Raw genomic sequence first — 24,122 nt, 5'->3', positions numbered from 1 at the left:
GCGGACGCCGCGTCTTGTTCCTCGTGATCTTCGTTGTCACCTTTTGATCAGGGTTCCCGCGCCGTGGTCGGTCAGAAGCTCGATGAGCACGGCGTGCGGCAACTTGCCGTCGAGAATCACGACGCCTTCGACGCCCTGCTCCAGCGCATAGATGCAGGTCTCGACCTTGGGGATCATACCGCCCGTGATCGTGCCGTCGGCGATCAGCGCACGGATTTCATCCATCCGCAATTCATGGATCAGGTTACCATCGCGGTCGAGTACGCCGGGCACATCCGTCAGGAAGAGCAAGCGCTTGGCGCCGAGCGCGCCGGCGATGGCCCCGGCGAACGTGTCGGCATTGACGTTGTAGGTCTCGCCCTCGCTGCCTTGTGCGATCGGCGCGAGCACCGGGATCAATTCGCGGCCGAGCACCTGATCAAGAACGGTGGTGTCGACTTTGCTCGGCTCGCCGACGAAGCCGAGATCGACTTCCTCCGGCTCGCCGGTAAAGGGCGATTCAACTGTGTGGACGAATTTCCGCGCCGTAACCATGTTGCCGTCTTTGCCGGAGAGGCCGATGGCGCGGCCGCCTTGGGCATTGATGAAGCCGACGATCTGCTTGTTGATCGAGCCGGCGAGCACCATTTCGACGATCTCGACGGTGGCGCGATCCGTGATGCGCAGCCCGGCGGAGAACTCCGACTTGATGCCGAGTTTTTTCAGCATGGCGCCGATCTGCGGGCCGCCGCCGTGGACGACGACCGGATTGACACCGGATTGTTCGAGCAGAACCATATCGCGGGCGAAGCTGCGGGCGACGCTCTCGTCGCCCATCGCATGGCCGCCGTATTTCACCACGACGATCGCGTCGTCGTAATGCAGCATGTGCGGCAGCGCCTGCATCAGGATTTCGGCTTGCCGCTGTGCGCTTTCCTGCGCTGATTCTGACATCGTGCTCATCCGAGTTGGAGCGGCCTTTTAACGCCGGAGCGAAGGGAGGAAAAGTGCGAAGCGGTTTTCCGCGCTCATTCGATAAATCATCAGAACCCGTCGCTTAGACCGGGAGACGTGACCTTACGATGAATGTTCGGCCAGCAGTTTCGCGATCGCCCCGCGAAGGTCGGCAATTCCGGCGCCGGTCTCGGCCGAGGTCAGGATGATCTCGGGAAAGGCGGCTGGCCGCTTGGCAAGGGCTGCAATTGTGGCGGCGAGCCGTCGCTCCCGCTCGGAGATTTTAACCTCGTCCGCCTTGGTCAGGATGATTTGATAGGAGACGGCGGCCTTGTCGAGCTGGTCGAACATCTCATTGTCGATCGGCTTCAGACCATGACGTCCGTCAATCAGGACGAAGACGCGCATCAGATCGGCACGGCCGCGCAGATAATCGTGCATCATTCCGGTCCAGGCGGCGACCTTGGCTTTGCCCACCGCCGCATAACCATAGCCCGGCATATCGACGAGTCGCAGCCGCGGCGGCTCACCGAGCGCGAAGAAATTCAGGGCTTGCGTGCGTCCCGGCGTATTCGATGTACGGGCCAGGGCATTGCGGCGGGTGAGGGCATTGAGCAGCGAGGATTTGCCCACATTGGAGCGACCAGCGAATGCGATTTCGGGCGTGCCCGGCGGTGGCAATTGCGCGGCGTCGGTCGCGGCCCAGATAAAATCGCAAGGTTGCGCGAAAAGCTTACGCCCGGCCTCCTGAAAATCTTCGGTCTCGGCGTCGGGCATAGCTACACTTTGCGGGTTGCAGGTCATTGCGAGCGAAGCAATCCAGCCTTTATTTTCTGGATTGCTTCGCGCACTTGCGATGTCGCTGTTGCGAAACATCGCCAGCGACGCCTCGCAATGACGTTGCGCGAACGATCAGGTCGTCGCCTTCTTGCGGAATATATTGGCGAGATTGTCCCACAACTCGATTTTGACGCCCGCACGCGCCATGATCAGCGATTGCTGAAGCACGGACAACGAATTGTTCCAGGTCCAGTAGATCACGAGACCGGACGGGAACGAGCCGAGCATGAAGGTGAAGATCACCGGCATCCAGGTGAACATCTGCTTTTGCACCGGATCCGGCGGCTCGGGGTTCATCTTCATCTGGACGAACATCGAGATGCCCATGATCAGCGGCCAGATGCCGATGTTGAGGAAATGACCGACCAGCGGCAGCACCGTCGGATCGTAGTGGAGAAGACCGAACAGGGTGAAGATATTCGTCGGGTCGGGTTGCGACAGGTCTTTGATCCAGCCGAAGAACGGCGCCTGACGCATTTCGATGGTGATGAACAGCACCTTATAGAGCGAGAAGAAGACGGGGATCTGGATAATCATCGGAAGACAACCCGAAACCGGATTGATCTTCTCGCGCTTGTAGAGATCCATCAGCTCTTGCTGCTGCTTGATCTTGTCGTCGGCATAGCGCTCGCGGATCGCCGTCATCTGCGGCTGCACCGCCTTCATCTTCGCCATCGACAGATAGGAACGATTGGCCAGCGGGAAGAAGACGGCCTTGATCAGCACGGTGACGATCAGAATGGCGATGCCGAAATTGCCGACGACTTTGTAGATGCTGTCGAGCAGCCAGAACATCGGCTTGGTAATGAAGTAGAACCAGCCCCAGTCGATCATCAGCTCGAAGCGCTCGATGCCGAGGTCTTTCTGATAGGCGTCAAGCAGCCGCGTTTCCTTGGCGCCGGCAAAGACGCGCGAGGTCACATTGCTCGAAGCCCCCGCCGCGATTGTGATCGGATCGGCGCGATAATCGGCTTGATAATCCTTGTGGCCGTTGTCGTCCCAGGCGCGGAAGGCGCCTTGATAGTTGACGTGCTGGTCAGGAACGACAACCGCGCCCCAATATTTATCTGTGAAGCCGAGCCAGCCGCCCGTGCCGGACAGCGTCTGCGTCGCATTCGCTTCCTTGAGGATCGAATCGTAGGTTGGCTCCTGCACGCCGGAATCGCCGACAACGCCAACCATGCCTTCGTGCAGAACCGAATACCCTGATGTCTTCGGTTTGCCGTGGCGCGTGACGAGCGAATAGGGATAAAGCGTGACGGCCGCGCCGGTCTTGTTCTCGATCGTGTCGGTGACGGTGAACATGTAATGGTCATCGACGGCGATGCGGCGATGGAAGATCAGGCCGTGACCATTGTCGGCGGTCAGGGTTACCGGCGTCTCGGACGTCAGTTTGCCGCCGTCGGATTTCCAGACAGTCGTCGCGCCCGGCAGCGGCAGACCTGCGGTGGCGCTGACATAGCCTATCTCCGCATAATAGGGCGTGGGCGCGGAGGAGGGCGAGAGCAGGACGATGTTCGGGCTCTTGGGATTTGGCGTTTCGCGATAGGCCTTGAGCGAAACATCGTCGATCCGCGCGCCGGTGAGGTTGATCGAGCCGAACAAAGCCGTGCTGTCGAGCGGCACGCGCGTCGTTGCCGCGAGCGCCGCGTCGCGGGTCATGATCGCCTGCGGCGTTTCATTCGCCGGGCCGCCCTGCGGTGGGGCGTTGGGTGAACGCGGCGGCAAGGAATTGGGTGAGCCCGGCGCCTGTTGGACCGGCTGCCCCTGCTGTTGCGCCAGCTGGGCCGAATGCTCTTTCTGATATTGCGGGGCGGCGAAGAAATAATTCCAGCCGATGATCACGAGGATCGAGAGGGCCATCGCCAAGACGAGGTTGCGATTATTTTGCGGCATGGCGCGGAAACTAGTCCTTCATCAATGGCGTGCGGCGCTTGCGTGGCGGCGCGTGAATGTCGGCAATGGCCTGGCTGATCTGTAACTGCAACGCGGCGAAATCTTCGGTCAGCGCGGCTGGCTGCGCGAGGATTACATAATCATGGTCTGGACGTCCGGAAAGCGCCGCCCCGCGCCGCAGGGCTTCTTTCAGGCGGCGGCGAATGCGGTTACGTAGCACGGCATTGCCAAGCTTCTTCGTCACCGTGAAACCGAAACGCGGCGGTTGTGGCTCTGACAAGGCCGTCCGGGCCATCATCTGAAGGCTGAAACAAGGCGTGCGCAAGCGACGCCCCTTGGCGGTGCGGACGAACTCGGCCCGCGTCCTCAGCCGAGCTGGCGGATATTCGCGGCCGGCGATCTCGGACTTGTGCATGGGCCGTCCTGAGGCGGCATGCCTCAAAAATTGAGGAGCGGAGCGGCGCGGCTCAGGCCGAGAGCCGCTTGCGGCCGCGTGCGCGCCGGGTCGCGATCACTTTGCGGCCGCCGACCGTCGCCATACGGGCGCGAAAGCCGTGGCGGCGCTTGCGCACCAGCTTGCTGGGTTGATAAGTCCGCTTCACTTTTTCGCTCCGTCACGAATATTTGGCTGCGCCGTCAACGCGAAATCCGCCCGCCGGCAACGCCGGATCGGGAGATTAACAAGCGGGGAAGACACAGCCCTCAAGCATGGCCCTGAAAAATCGAAGACTTCTCAAAGTCGGCCCTGCATAAAACAGCCAAGCGCGGTTTATAAGGGCAACGCGGCCGGAAAGTCAATTTGCGCCAACGTCGCGCAATGCCTTTTTAGCGAACCAAGCTTATATTGAATACATTGCCAAGTTACGGAGTTGGATGGAAGGATCGCGCAATGTCCAGATGGGTTTTGGCTTTGGCTGCGGCTGCGTTGTTAGGCTCGGCGAGCATGGGATTCGCCCAGCAATCGACGAATGATTGGGCTTACCCACCGCTCCACGTCCATGGTCATCATCATTGGCATTCAGGCTACTACAATCGGCCCTGTTCGATCGACCAGCGCGACTATGCCTATATCAATCAGTGCGGCGAATTGATCCCGAGCATTTGGGACCGGACTCCGGTGATGGGCGGTTAGCGGAAAATAGCCCGCCACGGCTGAGGGGTTTGAGGCGGGGCTTCCTCAAAATGACAGTCTGAAGCCGCCGTAAAAGCCCCGTGGATTGCCCGCAAAGATCGATCCGGTATGTGCGGCCAATGTCGCGGCATCGCCAACTTGACCATTCGCCCCCAAGGTATCTGTGATGTTTGAGGCAGAGCCGACGTAGGTTTTGTTGAGCAGGTTCTCGACCTCGAAATAGATATGCACCTTATGGAGCGGACCGGCCTCCACAGGCGGGTCATAGTGAAGGCCGGCGTTGACGATTTCGTAGCCCGGCGCCTGAAGCAGGTTGGCGTTGTCGAGATAAAACGAGCTGCGGTAGACGAGTTCGACAAATCCGCCGGCGCCCTTGAGCGGGCCATGGTCTTCATCATAGAGGAAACGCGCGTCGAGGAAATGCGGCACCACGCCGGGAATTGCGTTGCCGTTGCGGCCAAAGCTCGCCGTCGTGGTTGCATTCGAGAGCGTGTCACTGAAGTTCGTGTAGATCTGGTTGTCGTAAAGATAGGACAATTGCAGGTGCGCCTCCGGCAATTGCTGCGGCAGCGGCTGCCAAAGTGCCGCAAGCTCGACGCCGCGATGCTGCGAGGCCGGCGCGTTGAACGTGAAATTCTGCAAGCCCGCGCCGGCGCTCTGCGTAATTTGCTCGTTACGGAAGAATTCGTAGAACCCGGTCGCCTGAATGCTCACGGAATGCAGAGGCGTCCATTGCGCGCCAAGATCGAACCCGACGTTCGACTGCGCCTTCAATTGCGTGTTGTTGCCAAATGTACCCTGCGGCGTGGTGAACAAGGCGTTTGGCTGCGGCGTGCCGTAGCCCGTGCCGACGCGGCTGTGCAACGTCCATTCCTGGTTGGGCGTGTAGATCAGCGAGGCTTCCGGCGCGAGATTGAAGAAGCTGCGATCGGCCGGGATGATGCTTGAGGCCGCATCGCTTGGCAGGCTCGTGTTGAAATTTGTTTCGGTGCCATTGATGTGGGTGAATTCGCCGCCAAGGCCGGTGACGAAATCCCAATTCTTTGCGAATTGCTGATCTTCCTGAAAGCGCGCGCTGGCGTTCCACTCGTGGCCGAACAATGTTTGCGACAGTGGGCCGACTGCGGCGTCGCCGGTCGGCAGCAAATTGTGGAAATGGTCACCGAAGTCGAGATAGTTGAAATCGATGCCGGCGAAGGATGTCAATGGCCGCGAGAAGACCGCGTTATTGTTCGTGATGTCCGAACGCACATCGACGGAATCGAAATTGCCAGCCTCCGACACCGCCGTATTCGGTTGATCGATCTTCAGCCGATCGTAAGTCACCTGCGTGCGCACGAGCGTATTGGCATCGATATCGTGTTCCCAGCGTACGCCTTCGAGCATGCGCCAGTCGTCGCGCCGCAATCCGGCCTGTTCAGGGCTGACATTGACCGTCGCGCCGGCGGCACCATTGCGAAGCAAGGTGACGCTGCCGCAGCCGGCGCTTTGCAGGCCGGCGCAGCCTTTCTGAAAGGGGTTGATCTCGAATTGATCAAGCGACAGGCGGACCGATTGATCGGTGATCGTATTGTTGTTGATGAGTTTGAAGATGAAGCGATCGGTGGGCGAGGCATCGACCCGCAGCAGGACGTTTTCCGTGGGCGTGTCATATCGCGTGTGCGCGATGCCGGTTTCGCCGCGCACGTCGCTGCCGAACATGAAGAGCTGATAGTTTTTGCCGGTCTCTCCGATCGTGACGTGATTGTTGATCGTTCCAAAGCTGCCGAAATCGCTGCCGATTTCGATGCCATTGATATCGGCCGGATTACGTGTGTGGAGGAAGAGCGCTCCACCCGTCGCGTAATTGCCGTAGAGCGTCGAGGCGGGCCCCTGGAAGGTGTCGATAGAGCCATAGGCATGCGGGTCGATCAGGTCCGCCCGGGCGCGTCCGTCCGGCTGAACCAGCGGGAAGCCGTCTTCGAGAATCTGAATGTTGCGGATGCCGAAGGCCATGTGGTCGTTGGAGCCGCGGATGGAGATCGAGAGGTCGCGCGGTCCGTTGCCGGTCTGAAATGTCACGCCCGGCGTTTGCGACAGCATGTCGCCGATAGTGAGCGCGGGCTTGTCGTCGTAGCTATCGCGTGACTGCGTGTAGATTGTTTCGCCGGCCGGCTGTTCGAGAGCGGGTTGGGGTGCGGGCGTTATCGCGCCCGTCGCTTGCGACGGCGCTGCATTGACATTGATTGTCGGCAGGGCGTCGGTGACAGCCGCGCCACTCTGAGCAGCGGCGGAATTTTGCCAGCCCGCGAGACCGAACAGAAAGGCAAACGCCCTTAAGCCATTGCGATCCAGATGAAGAGAATGGCCGCGATTTGCGCGCGCAGCACCGGACCGTGCCCACGATGGACACAGCATTAAAGATGACATCGAAATTTCCCCAAACCAGCTCGCAGCCGCGGAAACGGCTGCTTTGATACGGCGCCGAGCGTCGCACCCCCGATGCGATTGGCGGGTCTTAAAACCTTCCGATCCGAGCATTGGCAGGCGCCAATGCAGCTCGGTCCGATCGCTAAGATGATTCTTTATTTGCCGCCGATAGCAACCGCAAATGACTTATAAGTCATTGTTATAGATAGAACTATTCAAAAAGTATCATACTTCAGGTATAGTTGCGGGCGGCGCCGTTGGACGGTAATTGGCGCGATTGGTCAGTCGGGAAAATCAAGCCCGATATCGAGGGTCGGGGCGCTATGCGTGAGCCAGCCGATGGCGATGAGATCGACACCACTCGCCGCGACCGCCGCAGCGGTCTCTAGCGAGACGCCCCCGGACGCCTCGGTAATGGCGCGGCCATCAATGATCTTTACGGCCTCCGCCAATTGCGCGGGGGTCATGTTGTCGAGCAGGACGACATCCGGCTTTTCGGAGAGCGCCTCGCGCAATTGTTCGAGCGAATCGACCTCGATCTCGATTTTGACCATATGGCCGACATGCTGCTTGGCCCGCCGGAGCGCCGCCGTCACGCCGCCAGCGATGGCGATATGATTGTCCTTGATCAGAACCTCATCATAGAGGCCGAAGCGATGGTTCTGGCCGCCACCAGCGCGCACCGCGTATTTCTCGATTGCGCGCAGGCCCGGCGTGGTTTTCCGCGTGCAGACGATCTTCGCCTTGTGGCCTTCGACAGCTTTGACGAATTTAGCAGTTGCCGTGGCGATGCCGCTCAGATGGCCGAGAAAATTCAGCGCCACGCGCTCGCCGATGAGGATCGGCGCCGCCTTGCCGCTGACGGTCGCGATCGTCTCGCCAGCCGCGACATGTGTACCGTCGGGCTTCGCGACGGAAAAGGTCAGCGACGGATCAACAAGTTCGAGGCTGAGTTTCGCCAGATCGAGGCCGGCGACGACGCCCGGCTTGCGCGCGACGAATAGCGCCTGTGTTTCGACTTCGGGCGGCACGATCGCGTTAGTCGTGATGTCGCCGGCAAGGCCGAGATCCTCGACGAGCGCCGCGCGAACCAAGGGTTCGAGGATGAGCCGCGACAGGGGCGCCAGATTCATCAGGCGACGTCGGCGAGAGAAAGTTCACGCGCGACGCCAAAAGCCTGCGCAACGTCTATGTCGCGGGGCCATGTTGGCGCGGCGTCCTTCTGCGTAAAATCGAGCCGGTAATGTGCGCCGCGGCTTTCCTCGCGCCGCAAAGCGGCGGTGACGATCATCAACGCAACGAGGGCTGCATCATTGGTTGCGGCGAGCGGGTAAAGTTCGCCCGCGGCGCGGCGTAGATCTGTGCCATCGCGCAATACACCAGCCACGCGCGAGACGATGGCGCGAACCGATTGCAGATCGTTCGGGCGCATCGGCTGGGCAGCGGGCGTGGCCGGCGACGCCCGGCGCCGGGCCGCCTTGAGACTATCGGCAACGAAGCCCGCACAGACCAAAGCTTCGAGCAGTGAATTGCTGGCCAGTCTGTTTGCGCCATGAAGACCGGTGGCGGCGGCTTCGCCGACCGCCCACAGCCCATCGATATTCGTGCGGCCTTCGATGTCCACCTTGATCCCGCCCATATGATAATGCGCCGCCGGGCGCACCGGAATCGGATCGCGCACCGGATCGACGCCCACGGCGCGGCAATGCTGTGTCACACCGGGGAAGTGCGATGGCAGGTCCTCGATATTGCGCGCGTCGAGAAAAGTGCGATGTCCGGCGCGCAATTGCGCCCAGACGGCGCGGGCGACGACATCGCGGGGCGCAAGGTCCGCCCCGGCAACGCTGGCCATGAAGCGTTCGCCATCTTCGTTGACGAGGATCGCGCCCTCGCCCCGCACCGCCTCGCTGATGAGGCTGACTTGCGGCCCCGCGCCATCGAGCGCGGTCGGATGGAACTGCACGAATTCCATATCGCTCAATATGGCGCCTGCGCGCGCCGCAATCGCAAGACCCTGGCCCGAGGAGCCGACGGGGTTTGTGCCATGCGCGAACAATCCGCTGACGCCGCCGGTCGCAATCACGACACGGTCGGTGCGGAAGAAAACGGGTCCGGCGGCGCTTTCGGCGATGAGGCCCGACACCGCACCATCTTCGACATTCAAACGGCGCGCGGCAAAACCTTCGAGGATCGTAACAGATGGCGCTGAACGGACGGCGGCAGCCAAAGTCAGTGTGATCTCGCGGCCGGTCTTGTCGCCGCCGGCATGAATGATGCGGTGACGGCTGTGCGCGGCCTCAAGCCCGCGCCGTAAATTGCCGTTCGCGTCGCGATCGAACGGCACGCCAAGACGCACGAGGTCTGCAATCGCAACCGGGGCCCCGGCGATAATCTTCTGGACAACCGACGGGTCGCAAAGCCCATCGCCCGCGGCGAGCGTATCGGCCACTTGCAACGCCACGCTGTCGTCAGAGCCGATGCAAGCCGCAACGCCGCCCTGCGCCAGAATGCTCGACGTGTCTTCGCCGATGGGGCCGCGGCTCAATACCACACAAGGTTCGGGTGCAAGCTTCAGCGCCGTCATCAGCCCGGCGATACCGCCGCCGACGATCAGCACGCGCCCTTCGAGATCGCGAATGTCCATTAGCTTTGCCTTAAGAGACCGCCAACATGCGTTCGACCGAAAGCCGTGCCCGTACGGCGGTCGAAGGATCGATCTCCACCTCGTGCTGCATCGTCTCCAGCGAACGCCGGATGTTCGACAGCGTGATCCGCTTCATGTGCGGACAGAGATTGCACGGACGGATGAATTCAAGTTCCGGATAATGCACGGAGATATTATCGCTCATCGAACATTCGGTCAGCAGCGCAACTCGCTCTGGCCGCTTCTTCTCGACGTAATTGGCGATCGCCGCGGTCGAACCGGAAAAGTCCGCAGCCTGGACGACGTCGGGTGCACATTCGGGATGTGCGAGAATGACGACGCCGGGATAATCCTCGCGCAATTGCGCGACTTCCTCGGTGCCGAAAAGCTCGTGCACTTCGCAATGGCCCTTCCAGGTGATGATCTCGACGCCCGTCTCGGCGGCGATGTTCTTCGCCAGATATTCGTCCGGGATCATGATCACGCGCGGCACGCCGAGCGATTCGATAATCTTGCGCGCGTTGCCGGAGGTACAACAGATATCGGATTCAGCCTTCACGGCCGCCGACGTGTTGACATAGGTGACGACAGGCACGCCGGGATAGCGGCGCCGCAGTTCGCGCACGTTCTCCGGCGTGATCGAGTCCGCCAGCGAACAGCCGGCGGCCATGTCCGGGATCAGAACTTTCTTCTTGGGATTGAGGAGCTTTGCCGTTTCGGCCATGAAATGGACACCGGCGAGCACGATCACGTCGGCATCGACATCCACCGCCTCGCGGGCAAGCGCCAGGCTGTCGCCGACGATATCGGCGACGCAATGATAAATTTCCGGCGTCTGGTAATTATGCGCCAGGATCACGGCATTGCGCTCGCGCTTCAGCCGCTGGATCGCCTCGATGTCGCCGGAGAAGAACGGCCACTCGATCGCCGGAATCCGATGGCTCACCTTGGCGTAGAGCTCGTCGCTCCTTGTCAGCAAATCCATCTCGGCCATCAGATTATACTCCCTCTGAGCATTACTGAGTAATATGCTGGGGTTGAGCATAACGTTTGTCAAGACCGAGAAATGGGCAGTTTCGTTCCGACGAGGGCGCGCTCAAACAAAACTTCCCGGCGGAAGCGGAAGAGTTTTGCCGGCCGTCCGCCTGTCTCCTGGCTGGATTGCCCTGTTTCTTCAACGAGTTCCTGCTGTTCCACCAGGCGGCGGAAATTCTGTTTGTGGACGAGCCGGCCGGCGAGAGCCTCGACGCAGCGTTGCAATTGCAGCAGCGTGAAAGTGTCGGGCATCAGCTCGAACACGACCGGGTGGTATTTAATCTTGGCGCGTAGCCGGGCGATTCCCGTCGCCAGAATGCGGCGGTGATCGAGGCTCATGCTGCGGCCATGCACCAGAGCAGGATGCGAAAAAGTGGATGCCGGTTTTTCGCGTAAATCCCGCTCTGAATTTTCAGAATCGATCACGATGGCTTTGGATCGATCCAATCCAAAACCATCGTGATCTGGCGCGGCGCCCGCATCCGCCTCTCCTCGCCGCGCTTCGGGGATTAGGCCCGCTTCGTAGAGCAATTCGTAGCGCTGGAGCACGAATTCCTCGTTCCACGGGCGGCCGTCGGTGCCGAAGGTGGCGGCGATCCGATTGGCGCGGTCGTGCCGCAAGGCAATGTTGGGCGCGGCTTTGGCAAAAGCGCGTAGGGCGGGCAGGATCACGGCGTCGATCATAGGAGGAACGCCGACGCGGCGGTCTTCCCATGGCAGATAGAGATACCAATCCTGCCAGCTCGTCTGGTCGCCGGGGCCGGGCGGCCGCTCGCGGGTCAGACCGAGATAGCTGACAGAGATGACGCGTTGTTCGGGGCCAAGGCCGCGGTCGCGATCTGCGAATGTGTAGAGTTGTTCGACATAGCCAACGGGATGATGCGTCTGCCGTTCGACCCAGGCGCGCAGGCCTGATTGCAGAGACCGGTGCGTCAGCTCAAAAGCGCCGGAGGGCAACAGGCGCGCGTCCTGCAAGGTCAGCACACGCGGCTCGCCGCCCGTGACGGCGACGAGGACGGCGACAAGATCAGCCGCGATGCCGGCGGCCGATGCGACGCTCGGTTGGGCCGCTTCGCCGGCCGCGCGGGGAACCGTTGTGGCGGATTCGGCCGTGTTCATTCCCGTCATTTTCCTCGCCGCCGAAATTTGCGGCGGCTTTTCGCCGAATGTCTAAGGCGCAGATGCAACAATTATTCAATCGAAATCGAGCGCCACGGCGGCGATAGCATGGCGTGGCCATTGGCGCGGGGCGAGATAGACAGCGTCGCCGCGCAGCGTCAAGGCTGCCGCCCAAGGGTTGGCTGAGAGCCAGACGCGGGCGGCGCGCGAGACGCGCTGGCGTTTCCATGTGTCGATCGCATTCATCGCCGCGATCAGCGTCGGACGATATTTCACCTCGACAAAGACGATGTTCGATCCGCGCCGCACGACGAGATCAATCTCACCGCCGCGCACGCAATAGCCCCGCGCCAGGATCCGATAGCCTTTGAGCCGCAAATAGAGCGCCGCCCAATTCTCCGCGCGGCGCCCGGCAATACGGGCACGCTGGCGACGGGCTTCGGCTGTTATCGGTCCGCCGAGTTTGGCAACCATGATCGCTCTCGGTTCAATTCGCTCCGAATTTGCGCGCGTTTACGCTTTGCTTCAACGGTTACGGGCGGAGAGTTCCACAGCCCGTGCGTAAACTTTGCGTCGTGGTTGACCGGTTTCAACGGAAATGACGGTCGCCGCTTCCTTGACCGACAGGGTTTCGAGCGCCTTGGCGAGCCGGCGGTCGAGTTCTTCCGCGTCGATCTCAAGCGCGCCATCCTGTGGCGGCCCGACCAGAAGAACGATCTCGCCCTTCGGCGGCGGTTCGGCGGCAAAGGTTTCCGCAAGCTCCGGCAGCGTGCCGCGCCGGACTGTTTCGAAAACCTTGGTCAGCTCGCGCGCCAACGCCGCGTCGCGCGGTCCCAGAACCTCAGCCAGATCATGGAGCGTCTCGGCCACGCGATGTTGAGACTCGAAAAAGACCAGCGTGCCGGGAATCGGTGCGAGTACTGCGATCCGCTGCCGCCGGGCCGCGGATTTCGGCGGCAAGAATCCCTCGAAGAAAAATCGGTCCGTCGGCAGGCCGGCGACGACGAGGGCTGTGAGTACGGCTGAAGCGCCCGGAACGGAGGTCACGGGCAGGCCTTCGGCCAGCGTCGCGGCGACGAGTTTATATCCCGGATCGGAGATGAGCGGCGTGCCAGCATCCGAGACAAGGGCGAGCGCTGCGCCATTGGTGAGCCGGGCGACGAGGTGCGGGCGCATGACCGCGGCGTTGTGCTCATGATAAGCGACGAGAGGCGTCGAGATGCCGTAATGGGCGAGAAGCACTTTCGTGACTCGCGTATCTTCCGCAATCACTGCGTCGGCCGCCGCAAGTGTCGAGAGTGCGCGCAACGAAATATCGCCGAGGTTGCCGATCGGAGTCGCGACGACATGGAGTCCGGGCGATAATTTCACCGCCTCCGCCCGTAAGCCGAAGGCGGTGAACATGGGGGCGCCCTCTAGGGCGTTCTGATTTTCGCTCATCTTCCGCCGATGGTTGGAACGAGTGTTCTATATATCGTCCTAATATTCCATATATAGAACGCGCCAGAAGCCCGCAAGCTAGTGGCGGCTGCGGTCCAATTTCCGAGCCGCCTCAAATCAGATATAATGTGTTCCTAGTTAAACTGCCTTGGCTTATGCGGCCATGCCGCGAGCCCGCGAATTCCTGCAGAGCCGCTTATGGATATCGCGGCTGGAGGGGGTCTTTCTTGTTTCAGAGCTTCGGGCTTGCCCGGCATTTCGGCCGGCGCCTTGGCGCCAGGGTTGGCCTTGCGTTTACGCTGCTCGCGACGCTTGCCTTGGGCGCCTGCGAGGAGGTCAATCCCAGCGCCTCGAGCAATAACAATTCCGATTCGTTTTCGGCTTCGGCACCTGTGACGCCAGTCCAAACGCAGCCGCTTCCTGGTGCGCCGTCGGGGCCAGCGGGCAGCAGCAGTGTGCGTGTCGCGATGATTCTGCCGCTGACGCAGGCGTCGGGTGCCCCGAGCGTTGTCGGCGTATCGCTCAAAAATGCCGCCGATCTCGCGGTCTCCGAAAGCGGCGGCAATGCCGTGACCTTCTCCTATATGGACGATCATTCGACACCGGACGGCGCCAAGACGGCGGCGCAACAGACGATCACCGAGAACGACGATATTATTCTTGGGCCGCTTTTTTCCCCGAGCGTCCGTGCGGTCGGTGAAATTGCGCAGGCGGCGCATAAGCCGGTCATCGCCTTCTCGACCGACACGTCGACCGCGGCTCCCGGCGTCTATCTCCTGTCGTTCCTGATTGAGAATTATGTCGATCGCATCGTCGATTACGCGGCGAGCCAGGGAAAGAAATCCTTCGCCGCTCTGATCCCGAATAACGATTACGGCCGTGTCGCCTCGGCGGAGTTTCAGCAGATCGCCGCGCAACGCGGGCTGCGTGTCGTCGAGATTGAGAATTACACGCCGCAGACGCTCACGAGCGCCGTCGGCAAGGTCGCGGCCTTCGGCAATCAGATCGACGCGCTGTTCATCCCTGAACAGGCCGACGCGATGCCGGCCATGGCCCATGCGCTGCGCTCCGCCGGGCTCGATTCGCACAAGGCGCAGATTCTCGGCACGGGCCTCTGGAACGATGCCCGCGTGCTCGGCCTTGCGCCGTTGCAGGGGGCCTGGTTCGCGGCGCCGGACAATGGCGGCTTCCAGGCGTTCGCGCAGCGCTATCGTACCAAATATGGCAGCGATCCGACGCGGATCGCGACGCTCGGCTATGACGCGGCCTCACTCGTCATCGCGCTGGCGAAACGCGGTGGCGGCGACAAGTTTTCCGACAATGTGCTGACCAACTCGGGCGGTTTCAACGGCGCCGACGGCGTGTTCCGGTTCAAGCCGAACGGCCAGAATGAGCGCGCTCTGGCGATCTTCGAAATCGAGAGTGGCAGTGCCGTCGCACTAAGCCAGGCGCCGCGCAGTTTTGCGGGCAGAGGCTCGGCGACCTGATTTAAGCCGCCAAATCCGCCACGACGGCGTCGAGCACCGGAAAGCCTTCGGGGCTGACACGCAGCCGGCCGGCAGCGGTCATCTCCACCATGCCGTCGGCGAGGAGCGAGGCGATACGGCCGGGATCGAGTCGGCGTCCTGCGACCGCCTCGAAACGGGCCGGCTCAATTCCCTCCGAGAGCCGCAGCCCCATCAGCAGGAATTCGTCGCCCTGTTCCTCGGTCGATAGCAATTCGTCCTCGACGAGGGCATGGCCGTCCGCCTCGACGACGGTAAGCCACATTTCGGGATGGCGCTCAGTTGCGTGCGCCCGGCGCCCCTTGGGCGTAATGATCCGGCCATGTGCGCCGGGGCCGACGCCGGCATATTCGCCATAGCGCCAATAGATGAGGTTATGGCGGCTCTCGGCGCCGCGGCGTGCGTGGTTCGAAACCTCGTACGCGGGGAGGCTGGCCATTGCGGTCAGTTCCTGCGTCGCATCCCAGAAGGCGCGACCAAGATCGGAATCCGGTACGGCGAGCTTTCCGGCATTGTGAAGCCGCTCGAACATCGTGTCGGGTTCGATGGTGAGTTGATACAGCGAAATATGGTCGCGCACGCGGGTGAGTGCCGTCTTCAGTTCCGCTTCCCAGGCTTTCACGGTCTGGTTGGGCCGGCCATAGATCAGATCGAATGAATAGCGGTCAAAAACTTGCGCCGCGACATCGATGGCATTGCTCGCCTCGGCTGCATTGTGCAGTCGGCCGAGCGCCTTGAGGTCGGTATCGTTGAAAGATTGCACGCCGATCGAGACACGGTTGACGCCCGCGGCGCGATACTCGCGAAAGCGCGCCGCCTCGACACTCGACGGATTGGCTTCGAGCGTGACTTCGACATCGGGCGCCACCGGCCAATGTTTGGCGATGGCCTCCAACACCCCGGCGACGCTTTTCGCCTGCATCAGCGAAGGCGTGCCGCCACCGAAGAAGACCGAGCGAACGGTGCGGCCCTTGGTGAGGCTGGCGCGATGGGCGAGCTCAGCCGCCATGGCGGCAACAAATCGCCGTTCATCCACCGCCTGCGAGCGGACGTGGCTGTTGAAATCGCAATAGGGGCATTTCGAAAGGCAGAACGGCCAGTGGACGTAAACCCCGAAGCCCGGATCGGAAGCGGTTTGGCGTGCCATGCCGCCTTATGTCACGAGCAAGTGATTCGGTCATCAGGGCAGGGGCGCCTACCCACATTTTGTTGAGCGCGATGGTGAAGCCGCGTTTTTCGGGCAGAATTTGCGTTTTTTCCAGAAACGGCGTCCTGAAACTGCTTGCCACGGAGCGTATATGGCGCTCGTAACTCATCCATAGTCAGGTTTTGAAGTTTCGGAGGCCGGTCGCGGATGCTGCCGCGAACCTTTCGGCCTACATAGTTCTGGCGTAATGGCGCGCAGACTGGGCGCGCGTCTTTGAGATAGATCTCCTCGATATGGCCGGCACCCGACAATCGCATATCAAAGCGGCAGCGCGCAGCGATATCCTCCTCGTCAACGCGTTCCAGAAGCAGGGCGGTGCGGCCCGAGCTGCTTATCGCATCTTTGAAGGCATCAAGCGTTTTTATCCGAACGCGCATTATCTCACGCTTTTCAGGGACGATACCCGTAGCGATATTTCCGGGGTTCGCCGGCGCTCGCTGCTTGGCTGGCTTGCCGATCGCTTGTCGGTGATCGAGTCGCGCCCGGTGCGGAAATACCGCAAGCACAGCGAGCCGCGCTTCACGCCGGCGTTCTGGGCCAATCCGCTGCGCATTCCGCTCGCGCGTTTGAAGCCGCGTCTGGTGCATTTGCATTGGCTTGGCGCCGGCGTCGCGTCACTCGACGAACTCGCGCAACTCGATGTACCAGTGATCTGGACCTTGCACGACGCATGGCCTTTCACCGGCGGCTGTCATTATGCGGGCACCTGCAACGGCTACCAGCGGCACTGCGGCGCGTGTCCGCAACTCAGCAGCGCTGAAGTGGATGATCTCTCACACAGCGTTTGGCAGCTCAAACAGCAAGTCTACAAAAAGATTGCGCCGGTGATTGTTGCACCGAGCCATTGGCTGGCCGAGATTGCCGGCCAGAGTAGCTTGCTTGCCGGGCGCCGTATTGAGGTGATCGCAAACGGGCTCGATCTCAGGCTTTTCAAACCTGCGGATCGCGCGCGCGCACATTTTGGCCTGCAGGCAAACGAGACGATCCTGCTCTTCGGCGCGCATCAGCTAACCGATCCACGCAAAGGCGGCGATCTCTTGCAAGCCGCGCTGGAGCGCATCGACTTCCCTTGCCGTTTGGTGACGTTCGGGTCGGGGACGCTTTCACTCGCGTCGACGAAATATGTGACGGTCCAGGCATTAGCGCCTGTGGACGACGATGCCGAACTGGCTTTGCTCTATTCCGCGGCGGACGTTTTCATCTGCCCATCGCGCGAAGACAATCTGCCGAACATGGTGGCGGAAGCACTCGCCTGCGCGACGCCGTGTGTTGCCTTCGCAATCAACGGGATTCCAGAAATGATCTGTCACGAAAGGAACGGCTTTTTGGCGCAGCCTTTCGCTGTCGATGAATTCGTCGCCGGGATCAGATGGGTTGCCCAGCATCCATCGCCGCAGGCCTTGCGCGACGCGGCACGGCGCAAGGCTGTCGAAAGCTTCGATCAGGACAAAATGGCTGAACGCTATGCTGCGCTCTATAGCGAATTGCTATCCGCGCCTGCCGCACCACGTGCGGCTAGGGATTGCGAATATTCTGGCGCCAGCGATGCGGCGTGTCTCCGATAATTTTCTTAAAGACTTGCGTGAAATGCGCCTGGCTGGAAAAGCCCAGCAGCAGTGCAATGTCGACGATTGAGAATGCCTGATCGAGAAGCAATTGTTCGGCGCGTTCTACCTTTCGTTTGATGATGTAGGCGTGCGGCGAAACCCCTGTCGCGAGTCGGAATTGTGCTGCGAAATGCATCCGGCTCAGCCCCGCGGCTTCGCTCAAATCCGACAGGGATATTCTGTCTGAGAGGTGCGACTCGACATAATCCACCACCCGCTGCAGCCGCCACGGCGCCAAAGGCGTCCTCACGGTGGGCGACGGGTTCACGCGGCGATTCAGATGGAGCGCGACGAGGCGCGACGTCAGGGCCAGGCCGATTGAATCGAGGAATGTGGGGCCGAAGGGACCGCCGTCTTCATCAATTCCCACGAGGCTCATGGTGAGCTGGCGGACAATCCTGTCGCTCAAGATCTGTGGTTCAAACAGGATGATATCCGAGGGCGGCCTGTGCATTGTGAGTTCAGCGTAGCATTCCTCGATCAGGCCGTGCGGCAGATAAATCCTGAAAAACTGTGCCGGCCTGAAAAATATCCCGCGAAAGACGCCTCTGTTCGGTCCGGTGATCAGGATGCTCGAGGCTTCGATATGGCCCTGGTTCGGATTGACGCCCTCGAAGCTGAACTCTCCGCGCGAAGTCGTGAAAGAGAAGGTCAGGAGATGCGAGTCGCCGGGCGCGTCGGTGCTGACTTCGTAAGGGAATGCCGTCGCCGGCGTCGACCAATGAGTCAGGCTCATGCGCGGCGGAGCTTTATCCGCGGGCTCGATGAGCGCCGGCTTCTTTCGCCATTGTGTCTCGGGCAGTATGAGGGCTGTCCGCTGCTGACTTCCCACGCTGACGCGACTATCGGGAACGGAGTTGGCCTTGGTCTTAGACCGTGACACTTGAATACCGGTCAGAGTCGAGGATCATTCGAGACGATGGTTTCGGATCGCCGTCCAGACGCGCTGATATTGTCAACGACGTCCCATGTCTGCCATGTCTGGAGGGCTTGGATGTTTGGCGTTCTCGCGAGAGCCTCCCAACGGGTTGAAAGGCGACGCAAGTCGGCGCGATCTTATCGAAGCATCGCGCGCTTCGTTTGATCCGCATTGCCGTTCTTTTGATCGTACTTGCTATTTCCCTCATGCAGACGCGGGATGTCGGCTAGCGGACGAGCCGCCGGTATTCGCCCGGTGTCATTCCTGTTGCGCGGCGGAAGGCGCGCGAGAAGGCCGCTTGCGATGAAAAACGCGATTTGTGGGCGATCTCGTTCAAGGAGAATTTGTCGCGCGCCAGCATCGCCATTGCCGTCTCAAGCCGGCGGCGGCTGACATATTTGCGCGGTGGCTGACCCATGGCCGCGGTGAATAGCCGTGTGAAATGAAAGACGCTTAACGCCGCGACATCAGCAAGCGCTTCGACACTTATGTCCGTTTCAATATTCGCTTCGATATAGTCGAGCACGCGCCGCAGACGGGCGCCTTCCGGCCTTTCGCGGCCGCCGCCCGGTTTCAGCAGGTCCGCGCCGGAATAGCGATGTGAGAGCTGGGCGGCCAGCATGATCGACGCACTTTCCGCCAACATGCGGCTCGTCGATGTTTCTGCGAGCATTTCAGTGAGCAAGGCGATGCCAAGCTGGCGGATCAGCTCATCGTGCAGGCCGCCCAGATATTGCAGCGCTTGGCCTAGCGAGTGCGGAAGGTTGTATTCCTCCGCAAGGCGGCTGAATTGCCGTCCCGGCAAATAGAGATGCAGTGTTTCAGCCATCGGCGCGGTGAGGATGATTTCCTCGCTGCCGACGCCGATCGGCACAAGCCAGATCGTGCCTATGGAAGGCTGGCTTTGCTGCCGGCGTCCGGCACCGATCCGGGTGACGGAGCCCTGATCCGCGCCGCGCAATGCGATGACGATCTCGACGTTCTGCTGGACGGCGGAGGCGATATGGCCCGCTGGATGATCACGCAGCTCCGCATAAATCGTCGTCCAGCCGCGATTGGCGGATGAGGCGATCAATTTCGAATTTGGATATTTACGGGTTCCGTCAGCACGCAGATTCATCGGGCTTACCTCAGGCCGACAGTTTACGATTATTATCGTAAACGATTAGATCGTATACGATCAAATTAGGTGCTGCTTCCGCCTCGGTCAATATCTTGCGATCTAATCGCGTGCGATTTATCTAGGGATGCGCCAACTGGCCGCATTCATGCGCAGAAGGATGATTTATGGCCAGCAAAGCCCCAGTGCCTGACGATTTCATCTGTTTTGCGGTCTATTCGACCAGCCACGCGTTCAATCAGGTCTATAAGCCGCTGCTCAAAATATTGGGCGTCACCTATCCGCAATATCTCGTTCTCGTGTCGCTCTGGGCCAAGGACGATCAGACCGTCGGCAGCCTTGGTAATCTGCTTTTCCTTGAATCCAATACGCTGACGCCATTGCTCAAACGGCTCGAAGGTCTCGATTTGGTGATGCGTAACCGCGATCCCGACGACGAGCGCCAGGTGCGTGTCCAGTTGACGAAGAAGGGCGATACATTGCGCGACAAGGCGCGGGATTTCCCGTCCTGCGTCGATGGTGCGACGGGCCTCGCGCCGGACGCGCTTCGGCAATTGCGCGAGGCGATCATCTTGGTGCGCGCGACATTGCTCAAAGAGGCCGGCTGAATTCGCGCAGAGGAAGAGCTGGCGATACGCTCAAGTCGCGAGCGACCGCAGGGACTACTTTAGAGCGTCAGGATCACGCGGCCAAAGGGGCGCTCTTCGACGAGATAACGGAGGGCCTCCGGCGCCTCTTCGAGCGAAAAGGTCTTGGCGATGACGGGCACGACTTGGCCGCTCGCCAAAAGCGGAATGATAGTCGTCCAGGCTTTCGCCCAATCCGCCGGCGATTTGGAAAAGAGCAGAAAGCTTCTGATGCTCGCGCCTTTCCAGATGAGATTGGTGACGTCGATAGTCGATTTGCGGCCGGCCGAATAGCCGAGGCTCGTCAGGCTGCCGCCTTGGGCCAAAGCACCAAGCGCCTCGCTCAGGACGTCGCCGCCGATGCCGTCGATGACAATGTCGACGCCATAGCCGTCGGTCAGCCGGCGAATCCCATCGGCCAGGCTTTCCTTGCTGAGATCGACGATTTCATCGAAGCCTAATTCCTCCGCCTGCTTCGCCTTCGCCGGATTGGTCGTCGTGGAGATGGCATGTTTGGCGCCCATGGCGCGCGCCAATTGCGTCGCCGCATTGCCGACCGAGCCGCCAATCGCGGGAGCTAGGACAGATTTACCCTTTTCAAAGCCGGCATCGCTAAGCGCGAGATAAGCTGTCAGATAGGCGATGGGAAGGCCCGCCGCCGTCGTATCGGATATTCCTGCAGGAATCACGCAGAGATACTCCTTCTTGACGGCGACATACTCGCTGTAGGTGCCGTTCTCGAAGACGCCATACGGGCCGGTAAACATGACGCGGGTGCCGGTGGGGATCTCCTCGTCACCCTCTTCGACCACGCCGGCACCCTCGTTGCCGAGCACGAGCGGCGGATTGGCAAGTGGAAATTGACCCGACAAGATTGTGTGGTCGAGCGGCGTCACCCCGGCCGCGGTTATGCGCACGAGAACACGACCTTCGCCGGCGTTCGGCTTGGGAAGGTCGGTCAATTTTAAATCGGCATAGCCGCCAAAGGCTTTCGCCGTCATCGCGCGCATCTTGGCTGTCCTGGCATTCTTCGGGATGCGGACGTGACCGCACAATTCGCCCCAAAAAGAGCGCAACATCGCAGCCGCGTAATCCTATCCATTGGTATAGACGCGATCATGCCGCAGGCTGATGGAGTCGACCTGGTGCTCGTGCGACTGTCACGAGGACGTTGCGAAGCCCGAGGCAAAGATGATCGAAGCCGAAACCATCATCCGGCACTTTTATACGGCGTTGGCGCGCGGCGATAGCGCCGCCGCTTTCGCCTTGTTCAACCCCGCGATCGAGTGGACCAGCGCCGAGCGTTCACCCTATTATTCCGGAACTGTGACGGGCACCGAAGCGATCGTGACCAAAGTCTTCGCGCCGATCCGCCGCGACTTCGATGGTTTCGCCTGCACGCCTTCAGACTTCGTGTCACGGGACGATCGCACTGTGTCATTCGGTGTTTATACAGGCCGGGCTAGGAATGGCGACGGCGCGCTCAAAGCGCCGTTCGTTCATGTCTGGACCGTACAGGACGGGCGCATCATCCGCTTTGTTCAATATACAGAGTCGGGCGCCTGGGCCGAGGCGCTGGGAAAAGAATAGCGGAGTTCAACCGGCCAAAGCCGGCAAAACATCGGAGCTTGTCATGCATGACGGTCCAGTGAGAATTCTTCTGCAGACAACGATTCCTCCGACGGAGGACGATTGGTCGATCGCGCGCTTCAGCCGTCTCGGCGCCTTGCTGACCGCCGCGAAGGCGCCATCGGGCGATCCGATGTACGAGGTGACGATGCGGGACCGCGATCCGCTCGGCAGGCCTGACGGCGTTCTCTCCAAGCTCGACCAGAGCGACTATGACGAACTATGGCTCTTCGCCGTCGATATCGGCGACGGGCTTACGGAGTCGGATTGCGAAGCGATCTCAAGGTTCCGGCGCCAGGGCCGCGGGCTTCTGGTGACGCGCGATCATATGGACTTGGGTTCTTCAATCTGCGGCCTGGCGGGCGTCGGAAAAGCGCATCATTTCCATTCGCGCAATGTCGATCCGGTCGTGGAAAACTGTCGGATCGACGATCCCTATTCGACCAATATCAGCTGGCCGAATTATCATTCCGGTGCGAACGGCGATTTTCAAATCGTGGAGCCGGTATTGCCGCTGCATCCCGTATTGACGGACTCGGAGTCGTCCGACGGCTATGTGCAATTCTTGCCGACCCATCCGCATGAAGGGGCAATCGCGGCGCCAGATGACGAAGATGCGCGCGTGATCGCCAGAGGCAAAAGCCAAATATCTGGCCGCGTGTTCAATCTGGCGGTTGCATTCGAGGCGTCGAACAGATCGGGTCGCGCGATCGCTCAAAGCACATTTCATCATTTCGCCGACTATAACTGGGACACTTCTTCCGGATGCCCAAGCTTTGTCGACGAGCCGCCGGGCGATTCTCTTGCCCGGACGCCGACGGCCGTCGCTTCTACGCATCGCTATATGCTGAACGCCGCGGCCTGGCTTGCCGGCCGCGGCTGAATCAGAGACCGCCTTATTCTCCGATGTGCTTGCGGATGCTTCCCGCGACCTGATGGATCATCGCTTTGGTCGTCGGCAGATCGACGAGCGCGTCCAGCAAGCCAAAGTCGTGGATGGTTCCGTTGTAGCGAACGAAGACTGTCGGCACGCCCGCATCTTGCAGACGGTGACCATAGGCTTCGCCCTCATCCCGTAGCACGTCGTTTTCTTCGGTGATGACCAAGGTCGGCGGGAGGCCTTGCAATTCGCTCGTGCTGGCGCGCAGAGGCGAAACATACGGGTTTTCTCGTTCCTTCTCGGTCGGCGCATAACGATCCCAGCCATACTTCATAAACGCGCGGCTCAGGAAGCGGCCGTTGGCATATGTTTCGTAGGAGCACGTATCGACACCGGCATTGGTCGCCGGCCAGAGCAGAACCTGATAGCTGATCTTCGGCCCCTTCCGATCCTTGACCATCAGATTCAAGGCCGCGGTCATGTTGCCGCCGACCGAGTTTCCAGCCACCGCGATCCGGCTTCCGTCCGCGCCGAATTCCGATGCATGCGTGGCGATCCATTCAAGTGTCGCGTAAGATTGGTTCAGCGGCACCGGATACTTTCCGGCCGGAAGGTTTGTAATTTCGGGAAAGACGGCCGGCTGCCCGGATTCGACGACGAGATCGCGCACAAGCCGCTTATGATTTTCAAAGTTACCCGCAAGCCAAACGGCGCCATGGATAAAGAGAATGACGCCCGGATGCCCTTCGACATGATCGGGCTTCACGATAAACAGCTTTATCGTGCGACCATCGACGGTGAGCGATTTCTCCGAGATCGTCACGCCGGACATGTCGACCGGAGTCTGGTTCTGCAGATCGGTTACAACCTGCTGTGGTTTGGGCTGAGGCTGTTCCCAAAACGGGCTGGGGTCCTTGTCGAGCGGGATCAGAAATTTGCGGACCGCAGGATCAAGATTTGGATCATCGGCGATGTCGGCAGGGGCGACGGTGACATGCGTCGAGCAAGCTTTAGGCACATAAGGCGCAGCGGGATTACTTGCATCCTGGGCATAAGCTGCCGTGAGACTTAGGACAGGCGCCACGAAGGCGACGCTCGCCAACAAATTTCTCATTCTACGCATAATCGATCTCCAAGTGATCGCGATCGAATCCGGGCCTGATCAGACCGCACGAAGCTTC

At 60.7% G+C, this 24,122-nt stretch carries 23 protein-coding genes; 6 read left to right on the top strand and 17 right to left on the bottom strand.

The features are described 5' to 3' along the window. Positions 1 to 36 precede the first annotated feature (36 nt). The 5 genes from argB to rpmH form a co-directional block, all read right to left on the bottom strand. The gene (gene argB / locus WDN02_RS02235; RefSeq protein WP_337291955.1) at positions 37 to 933 is read right to left on the bottom strand and encodes an acetylglutamate kinase; all 897 of its coding nucleotides are present in this window, start codon (positions 931 to 933) and stop codon (positions 37 to 39) included. Between the two features lie 123 nt (positions 934 to 1,056). Then, positions 1,057 to 1,710 (bottom strand): ribosome biogenesis GTP-binding protein YihA/YsxC, encoded by a 654-nt coding sequence (yihA, locus tag WDN02_RS02230; protein WP_337291954.1) that lies wholly within the window; start codon positions 1,708 to 1,710, stop codon positions 1,057 to 1,059. 135 nt (positions 1,711 to 1,845) lie between these two features. Continuing rightward, on the bottom strand, positions 1,846 to 3,669 hold the full coding sequence (gene yidC, locus WDN02_RS02225; RefSeq protein WP_337291953.1) for a membrane protein insertase YidC: 1,824 nt from the start codon (positions 3,667 to 3,669) through the stop codon (positions 1,846 to 1,848). A 10-nt stretch (positions 3,670 to 3,679) separates the two neighbouring features. After that, complete coding sequence (gene rnpA, locus WDN02_RS02220) at positions 3,680 to 4,084, bottom strand: ribonuclease P protein component (protein WP_337291952.1); 405 nt, start codon at positions 4,082 to 4,084, stop codon at positions 3,680 to 3,682. Between the two features lie 52 nt (positions 4,085 to 4,136). Continuing rightward, on the bottom strand, positions 4,137 to 4,271 hold the full coding sequence (rpmH, locus tag WDN02_RS02215; protein ID WP_337291951.1) for a 50S ribosomal protein L34: 135 nt from the start codon (positions 4,269 to 4,271) through the stop codon (positions 4,137 to 4,139). A gap of 287 nt (positions 4,272 to 4,558) precedes the next feature. Here rpmH and WDN02_RS02210 point away from each other — a divergent pair, with 287 nt between their 5' ends. Beyond that, the gene (locus WDN02_RS02210) at positions 4,559 to 4,801 is read left to right on the top strand and encodes a hypothetical protein (protein ID WP_337291950.1); all 243 of its coding nucleotides are present in this window, start codon (positions 4,559 to 4,561) and stop codon (positions 4,799 to 4,801) included. Between the two features lie 45 nt (positions 4,802 to 4,846). Here WDN02_RS02210 and WDN02_RS02205 read toward each other — a convergent pair whose 3' ends face one another. From WDN02_RS02205 to rsmI, 7 genes are all read right to left on the bottom strand, one after another. Then, the gene (locus tag WDN02_RS02205) at positions 4,847 to 7,210 is read right to left on the bottom strand and encodes a TonB-dependent receptor (protein ID WP_337291949.1); all 2,364 of its coding nucleotides are present in this window, start codon (positions 7,208 to 7,210) and stop codon (positions 4,847 to 4,849) included. A gap of 281 nt (positions 7,211 to 7,491) precedes the next feature. Beyond that, positions 7,492 to 8,343 (bottom strand): carboxylating nicotinate-nucleotide diphosphorylase, encoded by an 852-nt coding sequence (nadC, locus tag WDN02_RS02200; protein ID WP_337291948.1) that lies wholly within the window; start codon positions 8,341 to 8,343, stop codon positions 7,492 to 7,494. Continuing rightward, complete coding sequence (locus WDN02_RS02195) at positions 8,343 to 9,854, bottom strand: L-aspartate oxidase (protein WP_337291947.1); 1,512 nt, start codon at positions 9,852 to 9,854, stop codon at positions 8,343 to 8,345. The genes nadC and WDN02_RS02195 overlap by 1 nt, the downstream gene beginning before the upstream one ends. A 10-nt stretch (positions 9,855 to 9,864) precedes the next feature. After that, the gene (gene nadA / locus WDN02_RS02190; RefSeq protein WP_337291946.1) at positions 9,865 to 10,848 is read right to left on the bottom strand and encodes a quinolinate synthase NadA; all 984 of its coding nucleotides are present in this window, start codon (positions 10,846 to 10,848) and stop codon (positions 9,865 to 9,867) included. A gap of 59 nt (positions 10,849 to 10,907) precedes the next feature. Then, entirely contained in the window at positions 10,908 to 12,008 is a 1,101-nt protein-coding gene (locus tag WDN02_RS02185) for a hypothetical protein (protein ID WP_337291945.1), read from the bottom strand. Between the two features lie 75 nt (positions 12,009 to 12,083). Further along, positions 12,084 to 12,482 carry a YraN family protein gene (locus tag WDN02_RS02180; protein ID WP_337291944.1) on the bottom strand — a complete coding sequence of 133 codons (399 nt, stop codon included), beginning with the start codon at positions 12,480 to 12,482 and terminating at the stop codon, positions 12,084 to 12,086. 51 nt (positions 12,483 to 12,533) lie between these two features. Continuing rightward, entirely contained in the window at positions 12,534 to 13,448 is a 915-nt protein-coding gene (gene rsmI, locus WDN02_RS02175; RefSeq protein ID WP_337291943.1) for a 16S rRNA (cytidine(1402)-2'-O)-methyltransferase, read from the bottom strand. Between the two features lie 227 nt (positions 13,449 to 13,675). Between rsmI and WDN02_RS02170 the strand changes: the two genes are divergently transcribed. Further along, on the top strand, positions 13,676 to 14,935 hold the full coding sequence (locus WDN02_RS02170; RefSeq protein WP_337291942.1) for a penicillin-binding protein activator: 1,260 nt from the start codon (positions 13,676 to 13,678) through the stop codon (positions 14,933 to 14,935). A 1-nt stretch (position 14,936) separates the two neighbouring features. Here WDN02_RS02170 and hemW read toward each other — a convergent pair whose 3' ends face one another. Continuing rightward, a complete protein-coding gene (hemW, locus tag WDN02_RS02165; RefSeq protein WP_337291941.1) occupies positions 14,937 to 16,100 on the bottom strand; it encodes a radical SAM family heme chaperone HemW in 1,164 nt (387 codons plus the stop codon). A 293-nt stretch (positions 16,101 to 16,393) separates the two neighbouring features. On the opposite strand from hemW, the gene WDN02_RS02160 reads away from it, so the two are divergent. Next, the gene (locus WDN02_RS02160) at positions 16,394 to 17,725 is read left to right on the top strand and encodes a glycosyltransferase (RefSeq protein WP_337291940.1); all 1,332 of its coding nucleotides are present in this window, start codon (positions 16,394 to 16,396) and stop codon (positions 17,723 to 17,725) included. Here WDN02_RS02160 and WDN02_RS02155 read toward each other — a convergent pair. Continuing rightward, the gene (locus tag WDN02_RS02155) at positions 17,676 to 18,503 is read right to left on the bottom strand and encodes an AraC family transcriptional regulator (protein ID WP_337291939.1); all 828 of its coding nucleotides are present in this window, start codon (positions 18,501 to 18,503) and stop codon (positions 17,676 to 17,678) included. The two genes, WDN02_RS02160 and WDN02_RS02155, sit on opposite strands and share 50 nt — an antisense overlap. Before the next feature lie 409 nt (positions 18,504 to 18,912). Next, positions 18,913 to 19,806, bottom strand: a complete 894-nt coding sequence (locus WDN02_RS02150) for an AraC family transcriptional regulator (protein WP_337291938.1) — start codon at positions 19,804 to 19,806, stop codon at positions 18,913 to 18,915. A 167-nt stretch (positions 19,807 to 19,973) separates the two neighbouring features. Between WDN02_RS02150 and WDN02_RS02145 the strand changes: the two genes are divergently transcribed. Next, positions 19,974 to 20,414, top strand: a complete 441-nt coding sequence (locus WDN02_RS02145) for a MarR family transcriptional regulator (protein ID WP_337291937.1) — start codon at positions 19,974 to 19,976, stop codon at positions 20,412 to 20,414. Between the two features lie 59 nt (positions 20,415 to 20,473). Here the strand turns inward: WDN02_RS02145 and WDN02_RS02140 are convergent, their stop codons facing one another. After that, complete coding sequence (locus WDN02_RS02140) at positions 20,474 to 21,511, bottom strand: zinc-binding alcohol dehydrogenase family protein (protein WP_337291936.1); 1,038 nt, start codon at positions 21,509 to 21,511, stop codon at positions 20,474 to 20,476. Between the two features lie 112 nt (positions 21,512 to 21,623). Between WDN02_RS02140 and WDN02_RS02135 the strand changes: the two genes are divergently transcribed. Both WDN02_RS02135 and WDN02_RS02130 read left to right on the top strand, forming a co-directional pair. Continuing rightward, positions 21,624 to 22,022, top strand: a complete 399-nt coding sequence (locus WDN02_RS02135; protein ID WP_337291935.1) for a nuclear transport factor 2 family protein — start codon at positions 21,624 to 21,626, stop codon at positions 22,020 to 22,022. Between the two features lie 43 nt (positions 22,023 to 22,065). Continuing rightward, positions 22,066 to 22,944 carry a hypothetical protein gene (locus tag WDN02_RS02130; protein ID WP_337291934.1) on the top strand — a complete coding sequence of 293 codons (879 nt, stop codon included), beginning with the start codon at positions 22,066 to 22,068 and terminating at the stop codon, positions 22,942 to 22,944. Between the two features lie 13 nt (positions 22,945 to 22,957). On the opposite strand, the gene WDN02_RS02125 is transcribed toward WDN02_RS02130, so the two are convergent. Continuing rightward, complete coding sequence (locus WDN02_RS02125) at positions 22,958 to 24,064, bottom strand: alpha/beta hydrolase (protein WP_337291933.1); 1,107 nt, start codon at positions 24,062 to 24,064, stop codon at positions 22,958 to 22,960. Positions 24,065 to 24,122 lie beyond the last annotated feature (58 nt).

It is taken from the genome of Methylovirgula sp., assembly GCF_037200945.1.
Lineage (GTDB): Bacteria > Pseudomonadota > Alphaproteobacteria > Rhizobiales > Beijerinckiaceae > Methylovirgula.
Note: the sequence above shows the minus strand (reverse complement) of the source record. Positions and strands in the feature narration are given on the sequence as shown.

Excerpts from the sequence above, each read along its gene's own strand:
- WDN02_RS02180 (WP_337291944.1), bottom strand. The coding sequence starts at position 12,482 with ATGGTTGCCAAACTCGGCGGACCGATAACAGCCGAAGCCCGTCGCCAG.
- nadC (WP_337291948.1), bottom strand. The coding sequence starts at position 8,343 with ATGAATCTGGCGCCCCTGTCGCGGCTCATCCTCGAACCCTTGGTTCGC.
- WDN02_RS02145 (WP_337291937.1), top strand. The coding sequence starts at position 19,974 with ATGGCCAGCAAAGCCCCAGTGCCTGACGATTTCATCTGTTTTGCGGTC.
- WDN02_RS02155 (WP_337291939.1), bottom strand. The coding sequence starts at position 18,503 with ATGAGCCTGACTCATTGGTCGACGCCGGCGACGGCATTCCCTTACGAA.
- WDN02_RS02185 (WP_337291945.1), bottom strand. The coding sequence starts at position 12,008 with ATGAACACGGCCGAATCCGCCACAACGGTTCCCCGCGCGGCCGGCGAA.
- yidC (WP_337291953.1), bottom strand. The coding sequence starts at position 3,669 with ATGCCGCAAAATAATCGCAACCTCGTCTTGGCGATGGCCCTCTCGATC.
- rnpA (WP_337291952.1), bottom strand. The coding sequence starts at position 4,084 with ATGCACAAGTCCGAGATCGCCGGCCGCGAATATCCGCCAGCTCGGCTG.
- yihA (WP_337291954.1), bottom strand. The coding sequence starts at position 1,710 with ATGCCCGACGCCGAGACCGAAGATTTTCAGGAGGCCGGGCGTAAGCTT.
- WDN02_RS02210 (WP_337291950.1), top strand. The coding sequence starts at position 4,559 with ATGTCCAGATGGGTTTTGGCTTTGGCTGCGGCTGCGTTGTTAGGCTCG.
- argB (WP_337291955.1), bottom strand. The coding sequence starts at position 933 with ATGTCAGAATCAGCGCAGGAAAGCGCACAGCGGCAAGCCGAAATCCTG.
- WDN02_RS02125 (WP_337291933.1), bottom strand. The coding sequence starts at position 24,064 with ATGCGTAGAATGAGAAATTTGTTGGCGAGCGTCGCCTTCGTGGCGCCT.
- WDN02_RS02140 (WP_337291936.1), bottom strand. The coding sequence starts at position 21,511 with ATGTTGCGCTCTTTTTGGGGCGAATTGTGCGGTCACGTCCGCATCCCG.
- WDN02_RS02195 (WP_337291947.1), bottom strand. The coding sequence starts at position 9,854 with ATGGACATTCGCGATCTCGAAGGGCGCGTGCTGATCGTCGGCGGCGGT.
- WDN02_RS02160 (WP_337291940.1), top strand. The coding sequence starts at position 16,394 with ATGGCCGGCACCCGACAATCGCATATCAAAGCGGCAGCGCGCAGCGAT.
- WDN02_RS02135 (WP_337291935.1), top strand. The coding sequence starts at position 21,624 with ATGATCGAAGCCGAAACCATCATCCGGCACTTTTATACGGCGTTGGCG.
- rsmI (WP_337291943.1), bottom strand. The coding sequence starts at position 13,448 with ATGAGCGAAAATCAGAACGCCCTAGAGGGCGCCCCCATGTTCACCGCC.
- WDN02_RS02205 (WP_337291949.1), bottom strand. The coding sequence starts at position 7,210 with ATGTCATCTTTAATGCTGTGTCCATCGTGGGCACGGTCCGGTGCTGCG.
- nadA (WP_337291946.1), bottom strand. The coding sequence starts at position 10,848 with ATGGCCGAGATGGATTTGCTGACAAGGAGCGACGAGCTCTACGCCAAG.
- WDN02_RS02130 (WP_337291934.1), top strand. The coding sequence starts at position 22,066 with ATGCATGACGGTCCAGTGAGAATTCTTCTGCAGACAACGATTCCTCCG.
- hemW (WP_337291941.1), bottom strand. The coding sequence starts at position 16,100 with ATGGCACGCCAAACCGCTTCCGATCCGGGCTTCGGGGTTTACGTCCAC.
- WDN02_RS02150 (WP_337291938.1), bottom strand. The coding sequence starts at position 19,806 with ATGAATCTGCGTGCTGACGGAACCCGTAAATATCCAAATTCGAAATTG.